Origin of the sequence: Paraburkholderia sp. NPDC080076, from assembly GCF_050281145.1 — a bacterium.
In the GTDB taxonomy this organism is placed as follows: Bacteria; Pseudomonadota; Gammaproteobacteria; order Burkholderiales; family Burkholderiaceae; genus Paraburkholderia.
This window is the reverse complement of record NZ_JBNNWQ010000001.1, coordinates 1,515,188-1,536,910: the sequence shown is the minus strand read 5'-3', so window position 1 is coordinate 1,536,910 and position 21,723 is coordinate 1,515,188. Positions and strand designations below refer to the sequence as shown.

The following is a 21,723-nucleotide window of genomic DNA, read 5'->3' as shown; positions in this document are numbered from 1 at the left end:
TTATGTGGGCCACCGTCGATGAAAATGTCCGCGAAACGTCGATAGAGGATTCGCTTCCATGCCGCTCTATACCTTGATTACTCAGGACGGCGCACTCAGCAGTGATGCCAAGGCCAAGCTCGCAATAGAGCTGACGACCCTGCATTCCGAATACGCGGGTGTGCCGAAAAATTGGGTGCATGTCGTGTTTCAGGACTATGCGCCGGGCAGCGGGTTCACCGCCGGAGAACCCGCGGCAACTGCCGCGCTGACGCTTTTGATGCGCGCCGGGCGGTCGCCTGCATACAAGCGGGAATTGCTACAGCGTCTTTGGAAACTGTTTCAGACCGCGACGGGAGCGCCCGATGACCAGCTTGTCATCGGCATTCAGGAAGTGCCGGCCAGTCAGGCGATGGAGATGGGACAGGTCATGCCGGACATCGCGAACGAATAGCGGCGCGGGCGGCGGCGCCAACGAGCGTCCGCGCTTCCTGATGAACGCAATTCCAAAGCCCGCATTGCAACGTGTTGCAGGGTGTCGCATCGGCATTCTGCGCAGATGCGGCGTGCGAGACGGGGCGACCGATCAGCATTCAGGCGCTGCGTCCCATTTTGGTTTCATTTCTTTACCCCACTTCTGCGGATCTTGTTTGTGCATTGTTTCCATTTCCTTGGCGACATCCGGGTGTTTGTCCATGACGTGTTTCGTCATGACCTGTACCATTTCGTCCCATGATTCAGCCGATAACTTCTGATCACATTTACCCCCGAGCTCTTTGCACGTCATGGTTTTCATTTGAAATCTCCTTGTCACTTCTTACAGGAATATGGGTGCACGGTGACACACTGTGGACACGCGGGCAGACGCGTCGCGAAAGCGGGCGACGTGGCTGGACGCGAGGTTCACATTTCCCTCGCAATTGCTGGTCCTGAGGTCATGGATCACGACCCCTTGCCACCGCCGGACTCAACAAACTTCGCCTGAAGATGCTGTATCGTGAACGCCTCCGTGTTTACACAGAGCCCACGATCACCGTAGAGACGCCTTAGATGACCCCACTCCACAGCAATCCAGCTTTCTACCAACTCCTTACCGACAGTTACGCCCGGGTGCTTGGCCACCCTCTGGTGCCGCACGCCATGCCCGTAGTCGAAGCTGCCGAATGGCTCTACGAGAGCGCACCGTTCGCGGTGCTTGCGCACAACACCGATCCCGACCCGCTCTTTATTTACGGCAATAAGGCCGCGCAGCGTCGCTTTGAATATAGCTGGGATGAAATTACCCGTTTGCCGTCCCGGCTCTCGGCTGAAGCCCCGAATCGCGAGGAGCGACAACAGTTCCTCGCACGCGTGCAGCGGCTTGGCTATGAGGCGGGCTACAAGGGCGTGCGCATCACCAAGTCAGGCCAGCGCTTCATGATCGAGGAAGCAACACTGTGGCAACTTCTCGATGGGGAAGGCAAATTGCACGGCCAGGCGGTTGTCATCCCGCGCACGCGCGACATTTGATCGTGCATACCGAGGGGTACCGGGTGTGTCCGCTTCGCTCCCTGCTCCAGCCATCGAAAATTTGCGATTCAGCCAGCAAATAATTGCGTTTGTTCTGTCCGTCTTCCCCCGATAACCTGCGTATATCCCCAATACCAGCGTTATCCGAGGAAAGACGAGTCATGAAGCTTCTGAAAAACACGTGGTACGCGGCCGCCTGGAGCCGTGACGTCGGGTCCGGGTTCGTCACTCGCGATCTGCTGGGCGAGCCGGTGCTGCTGTATCGCAAGCACGACGGCTCGCCCGTCGCGATGATCGACCGCTGCCCGCATCGTTTTGCTCCGCTGTCGATGGGCAAGCGCGTCGGCGACGGCGTCGAGTGCGGTTATCACGGCCTGCAATTCGATTGCAGCGGCGCGTGCTCGCTGAATCCCCACGGCGACGGCCGCATTCCACCGGCCGCGCGCGTGCGCGCGTTTCCCGCCGCGGACCGGCACGGGCTGATCTGGATCTGGGCGGGCGAGCTGTCGCGCGCCGACCCGAGCCTGATTCCCGATTTCTCGCATCTGCTGTCGCCGCAACTGAAAACCGTCGGCGACCAGATGACGCAAAAAGCGCACTACGAATTGGTCGTCGACAACCTGATGGACCTCTCGCACGTCAACTATCTGCATGCGCCGTATCAGCAGGTCGACGATTTCCTCAAGGCGAAACACGACGTGGTGCAGGACGGCAGTGCGCTGGAAAGCCGCCGCACGATACCGGCCACGCGCGCGCCGCAATCGTTCCGGCCGTTTCTCGACGACCCCGACGCGCCCGTCGAATACTGGCTGAACATTCGCTGGCACGCGCCGGGATGCTGCATGCTGGAGACCGGCGTCGTGCCCGTCGGCAGGCCGCGCGAAATGGGCCTCGTGCGTATCGGCACGCATATCGTCACGCCGATCGGCGCGGCCTCGACGCAATATCTCTACGCGAGTTCTCGCAACTATCGCCTCGACGACGCCGAGGCCGACAATGAGACGACGCGCTGGCAGCAGATGGGCTTTCACGAGCAGGACAAGCCGATGATCGAAGGCGTGCAGACGCGCATGGGCGATCGCGAACTGCTGTCGATGCGGCCGATCCTGCTGGCGACCGACGCCGCCGCGATCCGCGCGCGGCGCCTGCTCTCGGCGATGATCGAAGCCGAAGCGCGCGTCGACGAACCCGCCCCGGCCGCCGTCGCCTGAGGTGCGCGCGGACCACGCTTAAAAAACAAAACAGGCGGGACGCAAAGCGCCCGCTTTACGGAGACAGACATGCAATCAACCGCTTCGCAGGGCGCCGCCGCCTCGCTGATCGACAGCCGGCCGCTCTCGGCCTGCCAGCGCCTGATTCTCGTATTGTGCGGATCAGTGATCTTTCTCGACGGGCTCGACACCCAGTCGATCAGCGTGGCAACCAAGGCCATGGCGCATGCGCTGAACGTGCCGCTGGCGAGCTTCGGCGTGGTGTTCTCGGTGCTGCAGCTCGGCGGCCTGATCGGCACCTTCGTGTTCGGCTACCTCGCCGACCGGGTCGGGCGCCGCCCGCTCGTGATCGTCGCTGCGCTGCTGATCGGCGCGCTCACGCTCGGCACGGCGTCCGTGAACAACTACACGCAACTGCTGATCGTGCGTTTTCTCGGCGGAGTGGGCCTCGGCGGCATCTTTCCATGCGTGCTCGCACTGGGCGCGGAATATGTGCACAGCCGCTCGAAAGGCCTCGCGGTCGCGCTGCTGTTCGCCAACTATTCGCTCGGCGCAGCGGTGGGCGCGATGATCAACGGCTACGTGCTGGCGCATTACGGCTGGCGCGCGGTCTATGTGGTCGGTGGCGTGCTGTCGATTGCCGCGGCGCTCGCGATCATCGCGTGGCTGCCGGAATCGCCGCATTTCCTTGCCTCGCGCGGCAAGATGGACAAGCTGCGCGCGGTGTTCCAGCGCCTCTATCCCAACGAGGCGATCGACGTCGAGCCGCTGCGCGTGAGCGCCGGGTCCGAGGCGGCACAAAAGCCCGCGCGCGGCGGCGTGCCGGTGCGGGAGATTTTCAGCGAAGGGCGCACGGGGATCACTTTGCTGCTGCTCGGCATCCTGATGCTCAGCTACGCGACCATCAAGGTGATGACGGTGTGGCTCACACCGCTTCTGCAGACTGCGGGCATTTCGGTGGTGCACACGTCGTACGTGCTCGCGAGCCTCGACATCGGCTCGATGCTCGGACTCGGTGTAGCGGGTTACGTCGTGAGCCGTTTCGGGCCGACGCGCTCGCTGTTGCCGTCGCTGCTGCTGCTCGCGGTCGCCACCGTGGTGGTCGCCTGCGAAGTCACGCGTTTCGGCGTGCTGCTGCCAAGCGGCTTTGTGATTGGCTTCACGGGGGGAATCGGCCAGTCCGCGCCGCTCGCGCTGTTCGCGCTGATCTTTCCGACCCGTGTGCGTTCCACCGCGCTCGGCCTCGGCGGCGCCGCCGGCCAGATCGGTAAGATCGGCTCGCCGATGCTGGTGGGCGCGGTGCTTGCCAACGGCTGGAAACCCGAGACCATTCTCTTCGCCGTCGCCCTGCTGCCGGCAATCGGCGTGCTGCTGATGCTATGCGTAACGCTGTCGCGCCGCCACGCGGTGACGAGCGTGAGCCAGAGCGCCTGACGACTTCACACTCAAAACTCATATGAAAGTAGGCATCGCACGAATCGAGGAAACCGCAGCCGGCATCCGCGTATTCGAACTCGCGCCGCTCGACGGCAAGCCGCTGCCGCCCTATACGGCGGGCGCGCACATCAGCGTGCATCTGCCGGCTGGCCTCGTGCGCCAATATTCGCTATGCGGGCGTCCGGAACAGGACGACGCTTATGTGATCGCAGTGCAGCACGCTGACGGATCGCGCGGCGGTTCGCGCGCGATGCATGCGCTGCGGGTGGGCGACAGCTTGCACGTCGAAGGGCCGCGTAACGACTTTCCGCTCGCGCGCGATGCGCGGCATTCGGTGCTGCTCGCGGGCGGCATCGGCATCACGCCGCTGTTGTGCATGGCCGAGCGGCTCGCGCGGGCCGGCGGTTCGTTCGAGCTGCATTACTGCGTGCGCGAACGCGAGCGCGCGGCCTTTCTCGACCGGCTCGCCGAGCCGCTGCTGAAAGGTCGCTGCACGCTCTATGTCGACGACGCGCCGGCCGACGCGCGGCTCGACTTCGAGCGCGTCATGCGCCGTTACCGCCCCGGCTGGCATCTGTACGTGTGCGGTCCCGCGGGGTTCATGGAGCATGCGCTCTCGACCGCGAAGCAGGCGGGTTGGCCGGATCGCGAACTGCATCGCGAGTACTTCGGCGCGCCCGTCGCCGATACCGCTAGCGACCGTGCGTTCAGCGTGCGGCTCGCGCGCAGCGGGCGGGTGGTGCAGGTGGGCGCCACTCAAACGGTGGTGCAGGCGCTCGCCGCGCAAGGCGTGCAGATAGCGACGTCGTGTGAACAGGGCGTGTGCGGGACCTGTCTCACGCGCGTGCTGGGCGGGCAACCCGAGCATCGCGATCTGTATCTGACCGACGCCGAGCGTGTCTGCAACGACCAGTTCCTGCCTTGCTGCTCGCGCTCGCGATCGGACGAACTCGTGCTCGACCTGTGAGGCGCGGCATACCCGGATTGCGGCGTGCGGCGCGCGTGAGTACGATGCGTGATGCTTGTCGACGGAGCCTTTCCCTTGAGTACGCAAACGCTACCTTCGATCAATCATCTGCGCAGCTTCCAGGTGATCGGCCACCATCTGAATCTCGTGCATGCGGCGCGCGAACTGCACCTGAGTCCATCGGCGCTGAGCTATCAACTCGGCGTGCTCGAAGACCGGCTCGGCACGCGGCTCTTCACGCGCACCGGCCGTGGCCTTGCTTTCACGGAAGCGGGGCGGCTGCTGCACGGCGAAGTCGATCAATGCCTGCAGCGGCTGTGGTCGGCATGGCAGCGCGTGGCGGCCAACGAACGCGCGGCGCCGCTGGTCGTGAATTCGCTGCCGACCTTCGCGATGCACTGGCTGCTGCCGAGACTCACGGCCGTGCAGGAACAATTCGCCAACGTGGAGATTCGCGTGTCGATCGCGCCGGTGGATCTCGAACGCGATGCGCTCGATTGCGCGATCGCATACGGCGATGGCCGCTGGCCCGGCGCGCAATGCGATTTTCTGCGCGCGGAGTCGCTGGTCGTGGTGTGCTCGCCCGCGGCGATCGCGGCGAACGGTCCGCTGTGCAGCGTCGCCGATCTCGCGCGCTTCACGCTGCTCACCGCAAAGACGCGGCCAGACGACTGGACCTTGTGGGCGGATGCCGCGCGCGATCCGCTGCCCGTCGGCGGCCGGCAATTGCTGCTCGCGTCGCGCATCATGGTAATTCAGGCCGCCTGCGAAAGCCTCGGCGTGGCCGTCGTCGATCCGGCGATGGTGCGGGCCGAGCTGTCGTCCGGGCGCCTCGTGCAAGCGCTGCCGCATACCGCGCGCGGCCAGGGCTCGTACTACCTCGTGTATCCGCTGGACGAGGAATCGCTCGCGCGCGTCGCCGCGTTTCGCACATGGCTGCTCGCCGAGATGGCGCGCGACAACGCCGCGGATATGTCCGGCTGAATACTTCGCCGCCGATCGCGCGGCTACATGCGCAACCCTGCGATGTACTTCGCGCGCGGCCGCAGCAGGAAGGCTTGCGCGCGCTGCTCCAGCACATGCGCGACCCAGCCGGCCGTGCGGCTGACGATCCAGAGCGCGGTAGCGGTGCCGTCCGGTAGCCCGAGCGCACGCGCCAGCACGACGAGTGCGATCGCCACGCCCGGATGCATCGACAGCCGTTCTTCGGCGAGCGTGAGGAATTCGAGCGTCGGGGCGGTGTCGGGCGTCGCGTTCTCCAGCGCGCGCACCTGTTCGAGAACCAGATTGGCGCGCACGTCGCCCTCCGGATACAGCGGATGGTTGAAGCCGAACAGGCTCGCGCCGACTTCGCGCACGAGTTGCAGGCGGGCGGCCGGGTCGGAGTGGGACACGTCGCGCAACAACAGCGTTTCCACTTTCTCGGTTGCGGTGCCGGTCGAGAAGCCGACGTGCGAGCCGATCGCCGCCGCGATGCAGTTGTAGAGATCGGCGTTGGTCGACGCCGCGACGCGCGCGGCGAAGGTTGCCGGCGCCAGTTCGTTGTCGGCGAGCACGGTGAGCGCGCCGTTGATCGCGAAGACCGCACCGGGCGTACAGGTGCCGCCCGCCGCGCGCAACAGATAGGCCGCGAGGCTCTCGCCGCGCTCGCGCATCACGAATGCACGCTGGTTGCTCAGAAAGCCGAGGCACCCCGCCATTGTCTGCATGATGAGGCGCGCGGCCTGCACGGCGCTGCCGTCGGAGATTTCGGCCGCGCCGCGCCCTTGCATGCCGAGCGCGAGCGGCACCATGCCGAGCAGATTGGCGATGTCGCTGCCTTCCAGCTTGCCCGCATAGGCGCCGAACAGCGGCAGCACCGCTTGCGGCGTGTCGAGCGCGCCCCATGCGGTGACGCCGTCCTGCCAGACGCCGGTCATCAGCAACTGCGAGACGGACTCGAACGACGAGCCCGCCTTCGCCATTTCGACGGCCGAGCGGTTGCGATACAGCGGCCCTTGCGCCGTGATGTGCGTGATTGCCGACGCGAGCACCGGCTCGCCCCAGCGCATTGTCGATTCCGCCGCCGCGGCCTTCGGCATGCGTCCGCGCTTGCGGCTGCCCACGCGTTCGACGTCGGCGCGCACGTACAGGCTGCGCCGGCCGTCGTCGTGCGGCGCGGTGCCGATCATTCCACGACTTACGTACGAGTAAAGCGTGGCCGGCTTGATGTTGAGCCGCGCCAGCACTTCCTCGCGTGTCATCAGATCTTTGGTGGTCATGGAATCAATACAATCAATATAAATTCATCGCCAAAGAGTACGCGACGTCCGATTGAAAGTCCACATAGGCGGGGATAAATCAGCGATTCCGCTGCGCCTCAATGCAGCCGAAGATCCTAAACAATTTTATGTTGATTTGAAATATCAATCTTGATTGATAAATTGCCGGCGAGTAATTTTCAATCCTCGATTCCATTCCCGCGACTGTCCGTCTCCGCTTCGGACAGTCGCCTTGAGGAGACCTTCCGATGCATGACCTGAGACGTGAATTCGATCCGGCGCAAGCAAGCTTCGTCGATCAGACGGGCCAGCGCCCCCGCGACAATCACTACTGGGCGCCCGTTATCGTGAGCCGCGAGCAGATCGACGCGGAGGTGGCGCGGCTGGCCGCGTTGCCGAAGCCGCACGACGGCCGCCGTCATTCCCTGATCGTTCATCCGTCCGCGCGCGACGGCTCGCCGGGACTCGCGCCCGGCATTCAGGTGTCGTTGCAGGTGCTGCTGCCCGGCGAAACCACCGAGTCGATGCGCCACAACGCGACCGAAGTGAATTTCTGCATTCGCGGCGGCGGTTCGACGCGCGTGGCGGGCCGCACCATCGCGTTCCGTCAATACGACGTCTGGAATCATCCCGCCTTCGTCGCGTATTCGCATACGAACGACACCAGCGACATCCAGGTGCGGCTCGTCTATTCGAACATCCCATTGCTGCAGCACATGGAGGTGTACGTGCCCGAGTTCGGCGTCGAACTCGAAGTGCCGACTGAAACGGTCACCGCGCATGCGAGCGACGACCCGAAGCGCCGCAATCCGTTCGGCACGTTCGCGATCGGCGACGACGGCGGTCTGCTGATGCCGTACGAAACGCTGATCAATCCGCAAGTGGTCGACTCGCGTCCGCTGCACTTTCCGTGGCAGCAGGTGAAGAGCGAACTCGACAAGCTCGAGGCGCTCGGCAGCGAGTACGTCGGCCGGCGGCTGTACATGATGTACAACCCGGTCACGGGCCGCACCAACGGCATCACGCCGAACTTCTTCGCGACCATGACGATCCGCCCGCCGAAGATCGTCGACCGTCCGCATCGCCATGTGTCGTCGGCGATCAATTACTACTTCTCCGGCTCCGGCTACAGCATGGTGGCGGGCAACCGCTACGAGTGGAAAGCCGGCGACCTGATGCTGTCGGCACCGGGCTGGGCCGTGCACAACCACGCGTCGTACGACGATTACGTGTACGAGTTGACCATCCAGGACCAGCCGCTGAACATCTACATGCAATCGCTGCTGTGGCAGGAGAGCCTGAAGGAGCCGCCCGCACTGCTCGGTACGCAGACGGGTTTTTCGACCAATCGCGCGAACTCCGCCAAGGCCGCATAAGCGGCGCCATCGACAAGGAATCCGAATCATGCGCGATATCTCATGGCTGAAGGGCTCGATCACGCCGATCGTCACGCCGTTCCGCAATCAGGCGGTCGATTACGAAACGTATGCGCGGCTCGTGGACTGGCAGATCGTCAACGGCGGGCACGGCGTGCTCGTCAACGGTACGACGGCCGAACCGAGTCTGCTGACGGTCGCCGAGCGCAACCGTCTGGTCGATGTGGCCGTCGAAGCCGCCGCGGGCCGGGTGCCGGTGCTGGCCGCGACCGGTTCGCAGTCGCATGCCGAAACCGTCGAACTGACACAGCACGCCGACAAGGCCGGTGTCGACGCGATGCTGGTGGTCACGCCGTACTACATCCGTCCGCCGCAACGCGGCCTCGTCGAGTACTACGCGGACATCGGCACGCGCACCGAGCGGCCGTTGCTGATCTATCACATCCCGGGGCGCGCCGCGGTCAGCATGGATCTGGCGACCGTCAAGGCGATCCGGGAACGCGTGCCGAACATGGCCGGTATGAAGCACGCGGTCAACGACATGGCTTTCGTCACGCACATGCTCGACGCGTTCGGGCCCGACTGGCGCGTGTTCGTCGGCCTCGAAGAGTTGAGCTATCCGATGCTCGCGGTCGGCGCGTGCGGTCTGATGAACGCGGTCGGCAATCTCGCGCCGCGCAAGGTCGCCGATCTGGTCGAAGCCGTCGAGCGTGACGACTACGCGGCCGCACGCAATTTGCACTTCGCGCTGTTCGAGCTGAACCAGTCGGTGTTCTACGACACGAACCCGATCCCCATCAAGTACATGATGAAGCGGATGGGGCTCATTCCCGCCAACGAGCACCGCCTGCCGATGATGCCCGCCACGCGCGAACTCGAAACGCGGCTCGATGGCGTGCTAGATCGCGCCGGGCTGCTCTGAACGTGTTGCGACGACCCGAATCACAACGATCCCGGAGACAACGATGAGCGACAGGATCCCACGGTTGGAGATGGCCGAGATGCGGCCCGATCTGGCCGCCTATCTGACGCCGCGCGTCGAGCGGTTGCGCTATCTCGGCGAGCTGTTCAAGTGCGTGGGGCATGCGCCCGACGTGACCCTGCAATTCATGCATTTCACCGATGCGCTCAAACATGCATTGCCCGACCGTCTGACCGAACTCGGCGCACTGACCGTGGCGAGCTACATGGAGAATCGCTATGAGCGCCACCAGCACGAACGGTTGAGTGAAAAGCTCGGTTTTCCGCGCACGTGGATCGCCCAGGTCAACCGGCTCGATCCCGCCGCGGCGACGGAACTGAGCGACGTCGAGAAAGTCGCGCAAACCTACGCGCTCAAGGCGCTTCGTACGCGCGGGCTCGAAACGCAAGCAGAGTTCGACACGCTCGCGCGCTTGCTGAGCCCCGCTGAAGCGATGGCCTTCGTGATGCTGATCGGCCGCTACGTGACGCATGCGCTGGCCGTCAATACGCTGGGGCTGAAGCCGCCGGTGCCTTCCATTTTCGAGGGCGAGCAATGAACGCGACGAGCACGCCAGTGTGGATTTCCGAGCAACAGATCGTTTCGCTGATGAACCTCTCCGGCGCCATCGAAGCGCTCGAAGACGGGCTCGCGCAGCAGGCAAGCGGGGCGGCGCGCAACATGGGCAAGACGCACGTCGCGTGGGGGCACAACAATCTGCACGCGATCGGCGCGGCGTTCGAGCAGGCGGGGATCGTCGGCACCAAGACGTGGGCGCATACGGAGGGCGGCGCGTGTCCACTGCTGATTCTGTTCGATAGCGGCAATGGCCAACTGCGGGCGATTCTGGAGGCGTTCGCGCTCGGCCAGATGCGTACCGGCGGCATTTCCGGCGTCGCGACGAAGTGGCTCGCGCGGCCCGATGCGGAGGTGTTCGCGCTGATCGGGACCGGCAAGCAGGCGCTCGCGCAACTCGCGGCGGTGGCCGCGGTGCGACCGCTGAAGCTGGTGCGCGTGTACAGTCCGACGCCCGCCAAGCGCCGCGCGTTTGTCGAGCAGGCGCGCGGCAGGTTCGACATCGAAATCGTCGAAGCGACTTCAGTGGAAGCGGCGGTCCGCGATGCGCCGATCGTCACGACCGTGACCCGCGCCACCGAAGCGTTTCTGCCGGCCGCGGCGCTGGCATACGGCACGCACGTGAATGCGGTAGGCGCGATCACGGAAGAACGAATCGAACTCGCCGACGATGTGTTCGCCCGCTGCACGCGCGCCGTGGTCGACGACCTCGGCGCGGCAAAGCGGCTGTCGACGGAGTTCGCCCGCGCATACGGCGCGCGGGATGGCTGGAGCCAGGTGACGCCGCTTTGCGACGTGGTCGCGCAACGTCTCGCGCGCACGGCGTCGGACGATATCACGGTGTTCAAGGCGATGGGCATGGGCGTGTCGGACCTTGCGCTCGGTCTGCGTCTGTACGCGCTCGCGAGTCAGGCGGGGCTCGGCGCGCCGCTGCCGCTGCCGCGCCGCGAGCCGCCGCGGCTGGATTGACGACGCTTCGATCCCGGCAGGATCGCGCGTGTCGTGTAGCGCGGTCTTGCCGGTAGTCGGATTGCTACGTCCCGGCAAGCAGATTCGGAATCCGAACCAATAACATCAATACAATAACCCTGGAGACACAAACGTGAAGAAACGCCACGCCCTTGCGGCGTTCGCCGTGTCATGCACCGCCGTACCGGCCGCGCATGCGCAAAGTTCGGTGACGCTCTACGGCATCGCCGACGTCGGTATCGAAGTCGTCAATCATGTGCCCGGACCCAACGGCACCTCCGGCACCGCCGTGCGCATGGAGTCCGGCAGCCTCGCCGGTTCGCGTTGGGGCTTGCGCGGCCAGGAAGACCTGGGCGGCGGACTCAAGGCCGTGTTCGACCTGGAGAATGGTTTCTCGATCAACAACGGCGCGCTCGGGCAGGGTGGCCGGATGTTCGGCCGCAAGGCGTACGTCGGCTTGAGCACACCGTACGGCGAGGTGACGCTCGGCCGTCAGTACAATCTTCTCTACGAACTGATGTACGTGTACGATCCACTCAACTTCAATCCGAGCTATTCGGCGCAGGGTTACGATCCGACGCTGGTAGGCCGCGCGGACAATTCGGTGCGCTATCTGGCGAGGTTTTCGGGTGTGACGTTCGCCGCGTTGTACAGCACGGGTTTCGATTCGACGATTCCTAACGGCGCGCAGGTGCCCGGCCACTCGAAGGTCGGTCGCGAATATAGCTTTGCGCTGCAATACGCGGGCGGCCCCGCCAATGTCGGGGTCGCGTACGACCAGATGCAGGGCACCTCGATCGCCACGCAAGACGCCACGCAGATGCGCGTGGTGGGCGGCGGCTCGTACGCGTTCGGGCCGGTGAAGGCGTATGTCGGCACACGCTGGCTCAACATCCGCAACAGCACGGCGCTGCAAAGCTCGCTGCTGTACTGGCTGGGCGCCACGTGGCAGGCGAGCGCGCCGCTTACGCTATCGCTTGGCGGCTACCAGGAGCGCATTCGCGGCAGCGGGCAGAAGACATCGAGCGGCGTGCTGCTCGCCGACTATTTTCTGTCCAAGAGCACCGACCTCTACGCGGAGGTCTCATATGTCAGCAATTCCAACGGCCTGAACATCGGCGTGCGCGCGATCGGCGACGTGACGACGGGCAGCAACCAGACCGGCGCGATGGTCGGCATCAAACACAGTTTCTGAGAGCGGAGAAGATCATGGCTCAACTTAAAGTGTCGATGCCGGCCAGCCGCATCGATGTTCGGCAGGAACTGGAGGAGGCGCGCCTCGGCCGCTTCCACATTCGTCTGGGTATCCTGATCTCGCTGATCCTGTTGTTCGACGGCTACGATCTGTACAACTCGGCGTATATCGTTCACTACGTCACCGGACCGTGGGGCCTCTCGCCGGTGCGTATCGGCGTGATGCTGTCGAGCGGGCTTGCCGGGTTCGCCGCCGGGTCGGCCGTCAGCGGGCTGCTCGGCGACCGCTTCGGGCGCCGCAAGATTCTGCTGCTCGGCTGCTGGGGCTCCGGTGTGATGAGTCTCGCGATCGCGCTGTTCGCGCACAATCTCGCGTCGTACATCGCACTGCGTGTGACGATGGGGCTGGCACTCGGCCTGCTGATGCCGCTCGCCGTCACCTATATCAACGAGATCGCGCCGACACGCTCGTCCAACGTCTTCACGATCGTGTTCTTCTCGCTCGGGTGGGTGAGCGGATCGTCGTCGGCGGGGCTGATCGCGGCCTGGCTCACGCCGCATTACGGATGGCAGAGCCTTTACTACGTCGGCGGCATTGCGCTGGTGTTCGCGATGGCGATCCAGCTATGGCTGCCGGAGTCGCCGCGCTTTCTCGCCAATCGCGGCCGGTGGGACGAGTTGAAGCCGCTGCTCTACAGGTTGCGCCCGGAACGCGCCGCGGCGTACGACATGGGCGAGTTCGCCGCGGGCGGCACGCTTTCGCACAAGAGTCCGCTCGGTCGGCTGCTGGCCCAGGATTACCGGTTGCGTACCTTGAGTTTCTGGGCCGCCGGCGCGTTGAGCCTGTTCGCCGCTTACGGTCTGTCGGGCTGGCTGCCGACCATCATGCTCAAGCGCGGCGAGAATCTGTCTTCGAGCTTCGCCTACGGCTCGCTGTTCGCCGGCATGGCGGTTGCGGGCGGACTGATTGCCGGGTTCGCCGCCGACCGCGTCGGCGACCGCCGCAAGGTCCTCGCGCTATCGTATCTGCTTGGCGCCGCGATGGTCGCGCTGCTGGCCTGGGCGACCGACCGCACGACCACGCTGCTTGCCGTGGCCGGCGCGGGCGCCTTCGTGGTCGGCTCGCAGATGGTGCTGAACAACCTCGTCGCGTCGGCGTATCCGACCGAAATGCGCGGCACGGGCGTCGGCGTATTCCTCGGACTATCACGCGTCGGCGCGATGTTCGGACCGGCCGTGGCCGGCCTCCTGCAGCAGTGGTCGGGCGGTCCCGGCATCATGTTCGTCGCGATCGGCGCGGCCGTGCTGATGACGGCGACCCTGGTGCTGACCGTCGGTCCGTCGCAACCGCATGCGGTCGTGACCAACGCCCATTGAAATTTTCGCTTCTACGAGAACCGTTATGTCAAGACTGTCCTTAAGCCTCGCCGTCAGTGATTACGACCATGTGCGCGATCTGGTCTCCGGGCGCGTGCAGCCCGAAGGCATCGAACTGCTGCCCTCGGTCCTGAACGTCGAGGAGATTTTTTATCGCACCACGCATTTCCAGGAGTGGGACATCTCGGAGATGTCGTTCGGCAAATACTCGTCGTTGCGCTCGCAAGGCGACGATCGCCTCGTCGGCTTGCCGGTGTTTCCGTCGCGTTCGTTCCGGCAGTCGTCGCTCTACGTGCGCCGTGGCGGCGCAGTGCGACGTCCGGAGGATTTGCGCGGCAAACGCGTCGGCATTCCCGAGTGGGCGCAAACCGCGGCGATCTATTCGCGCGGCTGGATCGAACATTCGCTGGGTATTCCGCTGTCCGGGATCGAATGGGTGCAGGGCGGCGTGAACCAGGCGGGGCGTAAGGAAAAGGTCGACGTGCGAGTGCCGGAAGGCGTGTCGTATCGATCGGAACCCGGGCATTCGTTGACGTCGCTGCTGCTCGACGGCAAGATCGATGCGGTCATGAGCGCGCGTCCGCCCGAGCCGGATAGCGGCCGCGCGGACGAGATCGTGCGGCTTTACCCCGAATTCGTCGATGCGGAGCGCGCGTACTACGAGGCGACCCGGATCTTCCCGATCATGCATCTGATCGTGCTGCGCCGCGAGACTTTCGAAAAACACCGCTGGATTGCCGGCAATCTGCTGAAGGCCTTCGAGGAAGCGAAGCGCAACAGCCTGTACAGGCTGAGCGATATCACCTGCTCGCATTTTCCGCTGCCGTGGATGCCGTCGCGTGTCGCCGAAGCGCAAGCATTGTTTGGCTCGGACATCTGGCCATACGGGCTCGAGCCTAACCGCACGACGCTCGAAGCGTTCCTCAAGTTCGGCTACGAGCAGGGCGTGTGCCATCGGCTGCTGAAGCCGGAGGAATTGTTTCCCGCTGAAACGCTCAGTGCGGTGCGCGTATGAACACGAAGCGCGGCAGGCAGGCGAGCCGTGACAAGAACCGGTGCGGCCGATGATCACGCTGCGCAAGACGGGTAGCTTCTTCGTCGGCGGGCGGAGTGTGAGCGTGAGCGGCCGCACGCCGTATCGGGTCACGCTCTCTTCGACATCGACGCGCGACTATGATCCGAACGGCACTTACTGGATCGAGGCGGCCTACGTCCAGTACTTCCTGCAGGCCACGCCGCGCTATCCGGTGCCGCTCGTGCTGATGCATGGCGGCGGTCTGACGGGCGCGATGTGGGAAGACACGCCCGACGGCAGGCCCGGCTGGCTCCAGCGGCTGCTGGAAGAGGGCGTGTCGGTGTACGTGGTGGATAACGTCGAACGCGGACGCGCGGGCTTCTGCGCACTCGACAATGTCTGGCCCGACCAGCCGTTGTCGCGCAGCGATGAGGAGTCCGCGAAGATCTACCGCTTCGGCTACGCTGGCCACCGTTTCCCGCTCGGCGCGCTGCGCGGTCTGTCAGCGCAAACGGTGCCGCGTTGGCCTGGCACGATGGCGCTGCAACGGCAGGCGCTGATCGATGTAGTGGCACGCGTTGGCCCGTGCGTGCTGCTCGGCTTTAGCCAGGGTGGCGGATTCGTGTTCGACGCGGCCGATGCGGCGCGCGACCTGGTGCGCGCATGCATCGCGCTGGAACCGCACGGCGTGCCCGCGTCGTTCGATGCCGGTTTGCCGGGCACGCCGGCGCTCGTCGTGTTCGGCGACTTCATCGAAGAAGACGAAGCGTGGCGTGCCCATTCTGCTCGCGCGAACGCCTCGATCGCTGCGTGGAATGCAGCGGGCGGACGAGGCGAACGCATAGATCTGCCGATGCTCGGCATGCGCGGCAACACGCACATGATGATGATGGACACCAACAGCGACGACGTGTTTCGGATCGTGCTCGACTGGCTCGACGGTTGTGCGGGGATGCGTGTGCCTGGCTGATCGCGACAGGTCGTTATGCCAGGGCCGCCCGTCAACCGATCTTCATCGGCAGGAGCACCATCCGTTTGCCTTGCGACTGTAGGCGCTTCCGGATCTCGGCCGGAGTTCGATTGTGCAGCCATGCCGACAGGTTGACCCGACTGAAGGCGAGCTTGCTGGCGAAACACACACTGTTCGGAAACTCGTCCATGGTGGCTTCGGTAAGTCGCACCAGTCCGTCCATCGGACGCGTGACGAACTCGATCCGGCAATCGGCTGCAAACCCCTGATAGCGGCTCTGGGCCATATAGTACGCAAGCGATGACGACATCTCTTGCCGCAAATGCTCGATATGCTTCGCGTCTTCCCAGCTTTGCGCGTCCACTTCGCCGACTGTCAGGACGATCATGTTATCGAACCGCCCCGGAAACATGCGCGCAACGCAAAGCAACGCGTGCATGCTTGTACCGCGATGCCGGTCGACGAGCACGATCGCGGTTGACCGGGATGGGTCCGGCCTGAGCGCCGTGTCGCCATCGCCATCGCCATCGACCTTGGGCGCCGCGCCGGCAAACAGGGCGTCTTCCTTCGCCAACTGCATGGAGATTTCCCTGTAGTGACGCCTGACGAGAAAACACAGCGCGATCACTACGCCTGTCACCAGCACGGTCAGCCAGCCGCCCGCCGTGAACTTTTCGACGAGCGTCACGGCGAGCACCGTGACCGTCGTCGATAAACCGAGGACCGCCCGCGCAAAGGGCCGCAACCAGCCTCCGCGGTCGCGGCGGCTCCACCGGTAGATGCACAGGCCGAGGAACGACAGGCTGAAGGTCAGGAATACGTTGATGCTGTACAGCACCACGAGCGTGGTCACATCACCGTGCGTCCATAGCAGGATCGCGAGATTCGCAACGCCGATGACGACGACGCCGTTCCGTCGTACCAGCCGCGTCGACAGTTGGCGGAAATAACGCGGCATCCATGAGTCCGCTGCCATGTTCGACAAGACCGTTGGTCCGTCGAGGAATCCCGCTTGCGCACCGACGAGCAGCAACCCTGCCTCTAACGCAAGCACCACAGCCAGCAGGGCGTGGCGTGCGAGCGACGAGCCCATCCCGAGATGATCGATCACGCTGCCAAACACGACAGCGTTGAGCGTTTTGCCCTCGACCGGCCTGGCGTGCCAAAGCATGTAAAGCATGATGATGCCTCCCGCCGTGAAAGCGAGCGACGCCGCCATGGAAAACATGGTCCACTTGCCATTGCGCACCCGCGGCTCGACGATCATGTTGACGTTGTTCGACACGGCTTCAAGGCCGGTATAGGTGCCGCCTCCCAGCGAGAACGCTCGCATCAGCAACGCCGCGACCACGAGCGGGCCGAATGCATGCGACATGCCGCGCGCCTCGCCCACGGCGGCCGGCACGATAGCCGTCAGTTGACCGCTGTGGACTGCCACGCCATATACGATCAGCGCGGCATGTATCACGACGAAGCCAAGGAAAACCGGCAGCAGCACAAGGATCGACTGCTTCATGCCGCGCAAGTTAAGGCAGCTCATCAACACGATCAGGCCTAGCTCCGTGACGAGCCTGAACGCCTGTGCGGTCGCCGGCAACAGACTGAATAGGGCTTCGACACCGCTCGCAATGGACGTCGCGACGGTCAGCACATAGTCGACCAGCAGCGCCGCACCGGACACGACGCCACAGCGCGGGCCGAGCAGTTCGGTCGCGACGCGATAACCGCCGCCACCGGCGGGAAACAATTCGATGATCTGGCTGTAACCGAACGAGACGATGAAGACGGTGGCCGCCGTCGCCGCTGCGAGAAAGAGAGCGAGCGGCATGTGCTGTCCGAGCGCGAGAAACGCCTCTTCGGGACCATAGCAGGCAGAGGACAGTCCATCGGCGCCGAGACCGATCAACGCGAACAGCGGCGTAATCGCGATAGCCTGGCGCGTGCGCGGGTCGAGCGGATCCAGCGCCTCGCCGGCAATCAGCTTCTTTATTTTCCGGAAGGCGGTCACGGCGGACGGGTTACCGTATGAGCGTCCGGGGATAAATCACGTCTTCAAAACGGACGATTTGAACGGCGTTGTTTTTAGTCATTTCTGGATATGCGGCCGCGTAAAGCAGGTTCCACCCGACAGGTACAAGGGAATCTGTCATGTTCGGTGGGAGTGCAGAGGATACTTCTGGCGAGATATATTCGTTATAAAATTTCCGCGAATAGAATTAAAACCCCGTATCCGCCCATCTGAATCCACAGCGACATCTGCCGGGCAACCTCAACGTTCCGCTGGATGAACTTTAAGCCTGCGCCGCGGGCGAATTCCGAGGTTCGAGACTTTCCCCGCCGATCCGGCACTTTCAATAAACACTAAAGCCATATAAATCAAAGGCATACGTGTGTTCGCCAAGCGTCGATCATTTGGCATGGGCCTTGCACTAGTGGATGCATAGGCGTTCAACGCCCTCAAGGCGTCCGTTCAGGGCGCGAATACGGAGACGACACCCAAGCCTTTCTCGTCGGATCACATCGCGAGTCGAGTGGCGCGCGCCGTCGAGAAGCGCCGTCTGACGCTCGAAGTACAGGGCTTGCGCGCGGCGCTGCGAAACTGGAAAGGCATAGAAGGCCTTGTGCTCGGCAAGTCACCCGCGATCGTCGAGGTTCGTAGGAAGATCCTGCGGCTCGCGGATACATCTGCGTCAGTGCTGATTACGGGAGAAACTGGCACGGGCAAGGAACTGATCGCACGCGGGCTGCACGATTTCGGCGCCCGCCGCGATCATCATTTCGTTGCGCTCAATTGCGGCGGTCTACCGGAGCAGCTATTCGAAAGTGAGTTATTCGGTCATGAGGCCGGCGCGTTCACGGGTGCGATCAAGAATCGCATTGGCAAAATCGAATGGGCCAACGGCGGCACGCTCTTGCTCGATGAGATCGAAACCATGCCCATCGCACTGCAGATCAAGATGCTGCGAGTACTGCAGGAACGCCGAATTGAACGGCTGGGCGCAAACGAGGAGATCGCCGTCGATTGCCGGATCGTGGCTGCGTCGAAGGCGGATCTCGCCGAGCTTTCGACAGATGGACGTTTCCGGGCCGACTTGCTGTATCGGCTGAACGTCGCGCAGATCGAATTGCCGCCTTTGCGCGAACGTCGTGAAGACGTACCACTGCTATTCGAGCACTTTGTACTCGCTGCCGCAGTTCGTTTCGGGCAGTCCGCTCCGATTGTGTCGGCATCGCAGGTCTCCGAGCTGATGTCGCACCAGTGGCCGGGCAATGTGCGGGAACTGCAGAACGTCGCGGACCGATTCGTGCTGGGTCTCGGCGGCGATTGTCTGTTGCCGAACGGCAGTCAGCGAATCAAAAGCGGAACGCTTGCGGAGCAACTTGCGCATTTCGAGCACATGCTGATCGAAGATATGCTGCGCCGGCACAATGGAAACTTTGCTGAGGCCAGCGCGGAACTGGGAATGCCGAAAAAGACGCTGTATCACAAGGTGCGTCAATTGAAGTTTCCGGCTGGAGACGCGCAAAGCGAAGGGCTCGACGTGTGAGAGTCGGTCAGACCGATGGATCATGTGCCGTTCCACGATGCGAGGGATACGGTGCCGTGCGCGACATAGTGAGTCTATCGGCCAGCACGATGACTATCACCAACACCGCTTTCAAAGGCACCCGCACAAATCGTTCTCACCACCTTCTCCGTAGTGGAGCGCGGGTCAAGACAGACGGAGCCTGTCTTGAGCCATCGTCGGATGTACGAGTTCCGGCTTCTTGCCCGCGCTGCTGCGACATGGCCAACACCGGATCGACGACCTTGGGCGCCACCGCCTTCTCGTGCAGATCCTTGATGAAGGCCTCGCTTATCGCAATGACCTTCGCCGATGCTCGCGGATCGAAAAGCGCGTGATCGAGCTCGTCATAAACAACCGCCTTGACATTCGAAAAGCGCGCCAGCTTCTTTCCGCGTTTGCCGAAATGCGCGTTGAACTGCTCCATCCCTTCGTCGCCTGAACCGTAGATGAAGAGAGTCTGCACGCCTTTGCGTTCGAGCGCATGAACGACGCTATGCGGGTCCGTAGCGGCTTCGGCCGCGCCGGCGCCGTTGCCGGTCACGCCCAGCGTATGCGAACGCAGGCGCGCGATCAGGTTCGAAGCGACGGCCTGCGCGATGGGCCGGAACTTGCGCTTTCCGCTCAGGACGAGCCACCACTTGGACGGCTTGAATATCGCAGGCCCGACACGTTTCATCGAGTTGCGCTGCTCCTCCTCCAGCTCCGCCATCGACATGCCTGGGGGTATGTAAAAGCGCGCGATATTGACCGCGATGACGGCCGTGAGCGTCGGCTCCACGAGCGATGCGTGCAAGGCGCTGTAGGCGCCCGAGCAGATCCCGAACGAGATGACCGTGTGATAGCCCTTGCGCTTGAGCCAGGCGGCTGCCGTCGCGACATCCTCGATGGTTGTGGATGCATGGATCGACGGAACCAGATCGAGCGGCCCTTGTGCGGTGCGCGGCGGACTGTCGCCGATGCCGCGCGCATCGATACGCATGGATGCGATGCCGCGCCGAGCCATTTCACGCGCGATGCGAACCGACAGCCGGCTATCGCCGTGATGTACGCTGCCGGCGGTATTGGTGATCAGCATGACGGGCCCGAACGCGAGCCTGCCGCGCGGTTCGCACAGGATGCCGAACAGGCCGTTGGCGCCGAAGATGACCGGGTGCTCGCGGGCTTCGGGCGTTTCGATGATCGCTTCGTCGTCGAGTGATACGCTCGGCCGTGCGCCTTTGTTCCCCGACCTTTGGACGCGCGTGCCCGGGGCGCCGTCCACGATCCACTGCACGGCCCGGTCAAACGAGCGAGCCGGCACGACCGACGACTTCGTCTCATCCACATATTCGAAGTAGCCTTCCAGCATGCTCGTTTCGACCTCGACGCCGCGTCCGCGCAGCGTCGAACACAGTGCGGCGCTAGCGCGGAAACGTGCATCGAGCACGAGAACGCGTGCGGGCAACGAAGCGTGTTCGTCCATTGACTTCGAGAGATCGAGCGCTTCCAGTTCACCGCAAAGCCGGTCGCTGTAAACCTGTCCGAGCACGTTAAACGGCCTGTCGCGCTGCGCGGCGCGCAAGGGCGGGACGAGATTGTCGAGCCAGACCTTGCGCACGGCCGCCAGTTCGCGCAGATAGGCGCGCCCGCGCGTGACAGGCGCGAGCAACACGAGCGAGTCGGCCGCGCATCGCCGCGACGCCAATGCGGCCACGGCCGCACCGAAACGCAAACCGCAGAGCGTCACGCTCGTCACACCGGTTTGTTCCTTGAGCCGCTCGACGGCCGCTACGGTATCGGACACGAAGGCATCGAGGTGATGGGCATTGCCGTCGACGCCTACGGAGTCTCCCGTTGCCAGATAGTCGAAGCGCAGCACGGGAATGCCGTACGCGGACAGCTCTTCGGCCAGGTAACGGATGCCCTTGTGGCACCACGGCTCTTCATGGCCAAATGGACTGCAGAGCACCACGCCATGTGTGCCATGCCCAGGATGAAGCCATCCAAAGCGTCCACCGAATGCGATCGGCCTCATGGGTTACCTCGACCGGCTTGGTTATCGTCACCTGTTATGGCCGGGTGGCAAAGAGCGGATGTTGCAGCCTCTTTTGCAACTTCGCCGCGCGATGTTCTTGTCTCGTAGCGCATGAGTGTCGAGCCTCTTTTTTGTTTTGAGCATTTCGATCGATTGGATCGCTCTTTAGAAATGAGTTCGGTGCGCTAAACAACACTGCAGAAGCAGGGGACGAAGTTGACCTGGACAGAGGGCATTGATGAGATCGCGCTGCAAGCAGTTGCCACCGTGTCGCGCCAAAGCTCCACGGTGGATGGAAAGGTTGTATTTTCAACGAGTGCTCGGGACGCGGCCGAGGA

Annotated in this window: 18 protein-coding genes and 1 pseudogene; 15 read left to right on the top strand and 4 right to left on the bottom strand. The window is 63.7% G+C overall.

The features are described 5' to 3' along the window. Nucleotides 1-58: 58 nt before the first annotated feature. Nucleotides 59-433, top strand: coding sequence for a tautomerase family protein (locus ACQKRQ_RS06875; RefSeq protein ID WP_408285919.1), 375 nt, complete (start codon nucleotides 59-61; stop codon nucleotides 431-433). A gap of 132 nt (nucleotides 434-565) precedes the next feature. Here ACQKRQ_RS06875 and ACQKRQ_RS06870 read toward each other — a convergent pair whose 3' ends face one another. Continuing rightward, entirely contained in the window at nucleotides 566-775 is a 210-nt protein-coding gene (locus ACQKRQ_RS06870) for a DUF1059 domain-containing protein (RefSeq protein ID WP_427475884.1), read from the bottom strand. A gap of 254 nt (nucleotides 776-1,029) precedes the next feature. On the opposite strand from ACQKRQ_RS06870, the gene ACQKRQ_RS06865 reads away from it, so the two are divergent. The 5 genes from ACQKRQ_RS06865 (at nucleotide 1,030) to ACQKRQ_RS06845 (ending at nucleotide 6,087) form a co-directional block, all read left to right on the top strand. Continuing rightward, entirely contained in the window at nucleotides 1,030-1,488 is a 459-nt protein-coding gene (locus ACQKRQ_RS06865; RefSeq protein ID WP_132377142.1) for an MEKHLA domain-containing protein, read from the top strand. Nucleotides 1,489-1,649: 161 nt separating this feature from the next. Continuing rightward, a complete protein-coding gene (locus ACQKRQ_RS06860) occupies nucleotides 1,650-2,699 on the top strand; it encodes a Rieske 2Fe-2S domain-containing protein (RefSeq protein ID WP_427475881.1) in 1,050 nt (349 codons plus the stop codon). Between the two features lie 69 nt (nucleotides 2,700-2,768). Then, complete coding sequence (locus ACQKRQ_RS06855) at nucleotides 2,769-4,133, top strand: MFS transporter (RefSeq protein WP_427475879.1); 1,365 nt, start codon at nucleotides 2,769-2,771, stop codon at nucleotides 4,131-4,133. Nucleotides 4,134-4,155: 22 nt separating this feature from the next. Beyond that, on the top strand, nucleotides 4,156-5,103 hold the full coding sequence (locus ACQKRQ_RS06850; protein ID WP_427475877.1) for a PDR/VanB family oxidoreductase: 948 nt from the start codon (nucleotides 4,156-4,158) through the stop codon (nucleotides 5,101-5,103). A 75-nt stretch (nucleotides 5,104-5,178) separates the two neighbouring features. Then, nucleotides 5,179-6,087, top strand: a complete 909-nt coding sequence (locus ACQKRQ_RS06845; RefSeq protein WP_408179202.1) for a LysR substrate-binding domain-containing protein — start codon at nucleotides 5,179-5,181, stop codon at nucleotides 6,085-6,087. A 23-nt stretch (nucleotides 6,088-6,110) separates the two neighbouring features. Here the strand turns inward: ACQKRQ_RS06845 and ACQKRQ_RS06840 are convergent, their stop codons facing one another. Then, entirely contained in the window at nucleotides 6,111-7,346 is a 1,236-nt protein-coding gene (locus ACQKRQ_RS06840) for a citrate synthase (protein ID WP_427476106.1), read from the bottom strand. A 266-nt stretch (nucleotides 7,347-7,612) separates the two neighbouring features. Between ACQKRQ_RS06840 and ACQKRQ_RS06835 the strand changes: the two genes are divergently transcribed. From ACQKRQ_RS06835 to ACQKRQ_RS06800, 8 genes are all read left to right on the top strand, one after another. Then, nucleotides 7,613-8,740 carry a cupin domain-containing protein gene (locus tag ACQKRQ_RS06835; protein WP_132377147.1) on the top strand — a complete coding sequence of 376 codons (1,128 nt, stop codon included), beginning with the start codon at nucleotides 7,613-7,615 and terminating at the stop codon, nucleotides 8,738-8,740. Between the two features lie 28 nt (nucleotides 8,741-8,768). Continuing rightward, nucleotides 8,769-9,662, top strand: coding sequence for a 4-hydroxy-tetrahydrodipicolinate synthase (gene dapA / locus ACQKRQ_RS06830; protein WP_427475874.1), 894 nt, complete (start codon nucleotides 8,769-8,771; stop codon nucleotides 9,660-9,662). A gap of 43 nt (nucleotides 9,663-9,705) precedes the next feature. Beyond that, nucleotides 9,706-10,260 (top strand): hypothetical protein, encoded by a 555-nt coding sequence (locus tag ACQKRQ_RS06825; RefSeq protein ID WP_427475872.1) that lies wholly within the window; start codon nucleotides 9,706-9,708, stop codon nucleotides 10,258-10,260. Next, nucleotides 10,257-11,246, top strand: coding sequence for an ornithine cyclodeaminase family protein (locus tag ACQKRQ_RS06820; RefSeq protein ID WP_427475871.1), 990 nt, complete (start codon nucleotides 10,257-10,259; stop codon nucleotides 11,244-11,246). The genes ACQKRQ_RS06825 and ACQKRQ_RS06820 overlap by 4 nt, the downstream gene beginning before the upstream one ends. A gap of 133 nt (nucleotides 11,247-11,379) precedes the next feature. Then, nucleotides 11,380-12,441, top strand: a complete 1,062-nt coding sequence (locus ACQKRQ_RS06815) for a porin (RefSeq protein WP_408179207.1) — start codon at nucleotides 11,380-11,382, stop codon at nucleotides 12,439-12,441. A gap of 14 nt (nucleotides 12,442-12,455) precedes the next feature. Beyond that, nucleotides 12,456-13,817, top strand: coding sequence for an MFS transporter (locus tag ACQKRQ_RS06810; RefSeq protein WP_132377152.1), 1,362 nt, complete (start codon nucleotides 12,456-12,458; stop codon nucleotides 13,815-13,817). 25 nt (nucleotides 13,818-13,842) lie between these two features. Continuing rightward, nucleotides 13,843-14,832, top strand: coding sequence for a 4,5-dihydroxyphthalate decarboxylase (locus ACQKRQ_RS06805; protein WP_427475869.1), 990 nt, complete (start codon nucleotides 13,843-13,845; stop codon nucleotides 14,830-14,832). A gap of 49 nt (nucleotides 14,833-14,881) precedes the next feature. Beyond that, nucleotides 14,882-15,802: an alpha/beta fold hydrolase gene (locus tag ACQKRQ_RS06800; protein ID WP_427475867.1), complete on the top strand. Its 921-nt coding sequence runs from the start codon at nucleotides 14,882-14,884 to the stop codon at nucleotides 15,800-15,802. Nucleotides 15,803-15,833: 31 nt separating this feature from the next. Here ACQKRQ_RS06800 and ACQKRQ_RS06795 read toward each other — a convergent pair whose 3' ends face one another. After that, nucleotides 15,834-17,810, bottom strand: a complete 1,977-nt coding sequence (locus ACQKRQ_RS06795) for an APC family permease (RefSeq protein ID WP_427475865.1) — start codon at nucleotides 17,808-17,810, stop codon at nucleotides 15,834-15,836. A gap of 490 nt (nucleotides 17,811-18,300) precedes the next feature. Between ACQKRQ_RS06795 and ACQKRQ_RS06790 the strand changes: the two are divergent. Then, a pseudogene (locus tag ACQKRQ_RS06790) lies at nucleotides 18,301-19,350 on the top strand (sigma-54-dependent transcriptional regulator); the annotation flags it as partial. A 136-nt stretch (nucleotides 19,351-19,486) separates the two neighbouring features. Here the strand turns inward: ACQKRQ_RS06790 and ACQKRQ_RS06785 are convergent. Beyond that, nucleotides 19,487-21,385 carry a serine aminopeptidase domain-containing protein gene (locus ACQKRQ_RS06785; protein ID WP_427475864.1) on the bottom strand — a complete coding sequence of 633 codons (1,899 nt, stop codon included), beginning with the start codon at nucleotides 21,383-21,385 and terminating at the stop codon, nucleotides 19,487-19,489. Nucleotides 21,386-21,723 lie beyond the last annotated feature (338 nt).

Excerpts from the sequence above, each read along its gene's own strand:
- ACQKRQ_RS06825 (WP_427475872.1), top strand. The coding sequence starts at position 9,706 with ATGAGCGACAGGATCCCACGGTTGGAGATGGCCGAGATGCGGCCCGAT.
- ACQKRQ_RS06850 (WP_427475877.1), top strand. The coding sequence starts at position 4,156 with ATGAAAGTAGGCATCGCACGAATCGAGGAAACCGCAGCCGGCATCCGC.
- ACQKRQ_RS06865 (WP_132377142.1), top strand. The coding sequence starts at position 1,030 with ATGACCCCACTCCACAGCAATCCAGCTTTCTACCAACTCCTTACCGAC.
- ACQKRQ_RS06840 (WP_427476106.1), bottom strand. The coding sequence starts at position 7,346 with ATGACACGCGAGGAAGTGCTGGCGCGGCTCAACATCAAGCCGGCCACG.
- ACQKRQ_RS06860 (WP_427475881.1), top strand. The coding sequence starts at position 1,650 with ATGAAGCTTCTGAAAAACACGTGGTACGCGGCCGCCTGGAGCCGTGAC.
- ACQKRQ_RS06820 (WP_427475871.1), top strand. The coding sequence starts at position 10,257 with ATGAACGCGACGAGCACGCCAGTGTGGATTTCCGAGCAACAGATCGTT.
- ACQKRQ_RS06870 (WP_427475884.1), bottom strand. The coding sequence starts at position 775 with ATGAAAACCATGACGTGCAAAGAGCTCGGGGGTAAATGTGATCAGAAG.
- ACQKRQ_RS06810 (WP_132377152.1), top strand. The coding sequence starts at position 12,456 with ATGGCTCAACTTAAAGTGTCGATGCCGGCCAGCCGCATCGATGTTCGG.
- ACQKRQ_RS06835 (WP_132377147.1), top strand. The coding sequence starts at position 7,613 with ATGCATGACCTGAGACGTGAATTCGATCCGGCGCAAGCAAGCTTCGTC.
- ACQKRQ_RS06800 (WP_427475867.1), top strand. The coding sequence starts at position 14,882 with ATGATCACGCTGCGCAAGACGGGTAGCTTCTTCGTCGGCGGGCGGAGT.
- ACQKRQ_RS06785 (WP_427475864.1), bottom strand. The coding sequence starts at position 21,385 with ATGAGGCCGATCGCATTCGGTGGACGCTTTGGATGGCTTCATCCTGGG.
- ACQKRQ_RS06855 (WP_427475879.1), top strand. The coding sequence starts at position 2,769 with ATGCAATCAACCGCTTCGCAGGGCGCCGCCGCCTCGCTGATCGACAGC.
- ACQKRQ_RS06875 (WP_408285919.1), top strand. The coding sequence starts at position 59 with ATGCCGCTCTATACCTTGATTACTCAGGACGGCGCACTCAGCAGTGAT.
- dapA (WP_427475874.1), top strand. The coding sequence starts at position 8,769 with ATGCGCGATATCTCATGGCTGAAGGGCTCGATCACGCCGATCGTCACG.
- ACQKRQ_RS06805 (WP_427475869.1), top strand. The coding sequence starts at position 13,843 with ATGTCAAGACTGTCCTTAAGCCTCGCCGTCAGTGATTACGACCATGTG.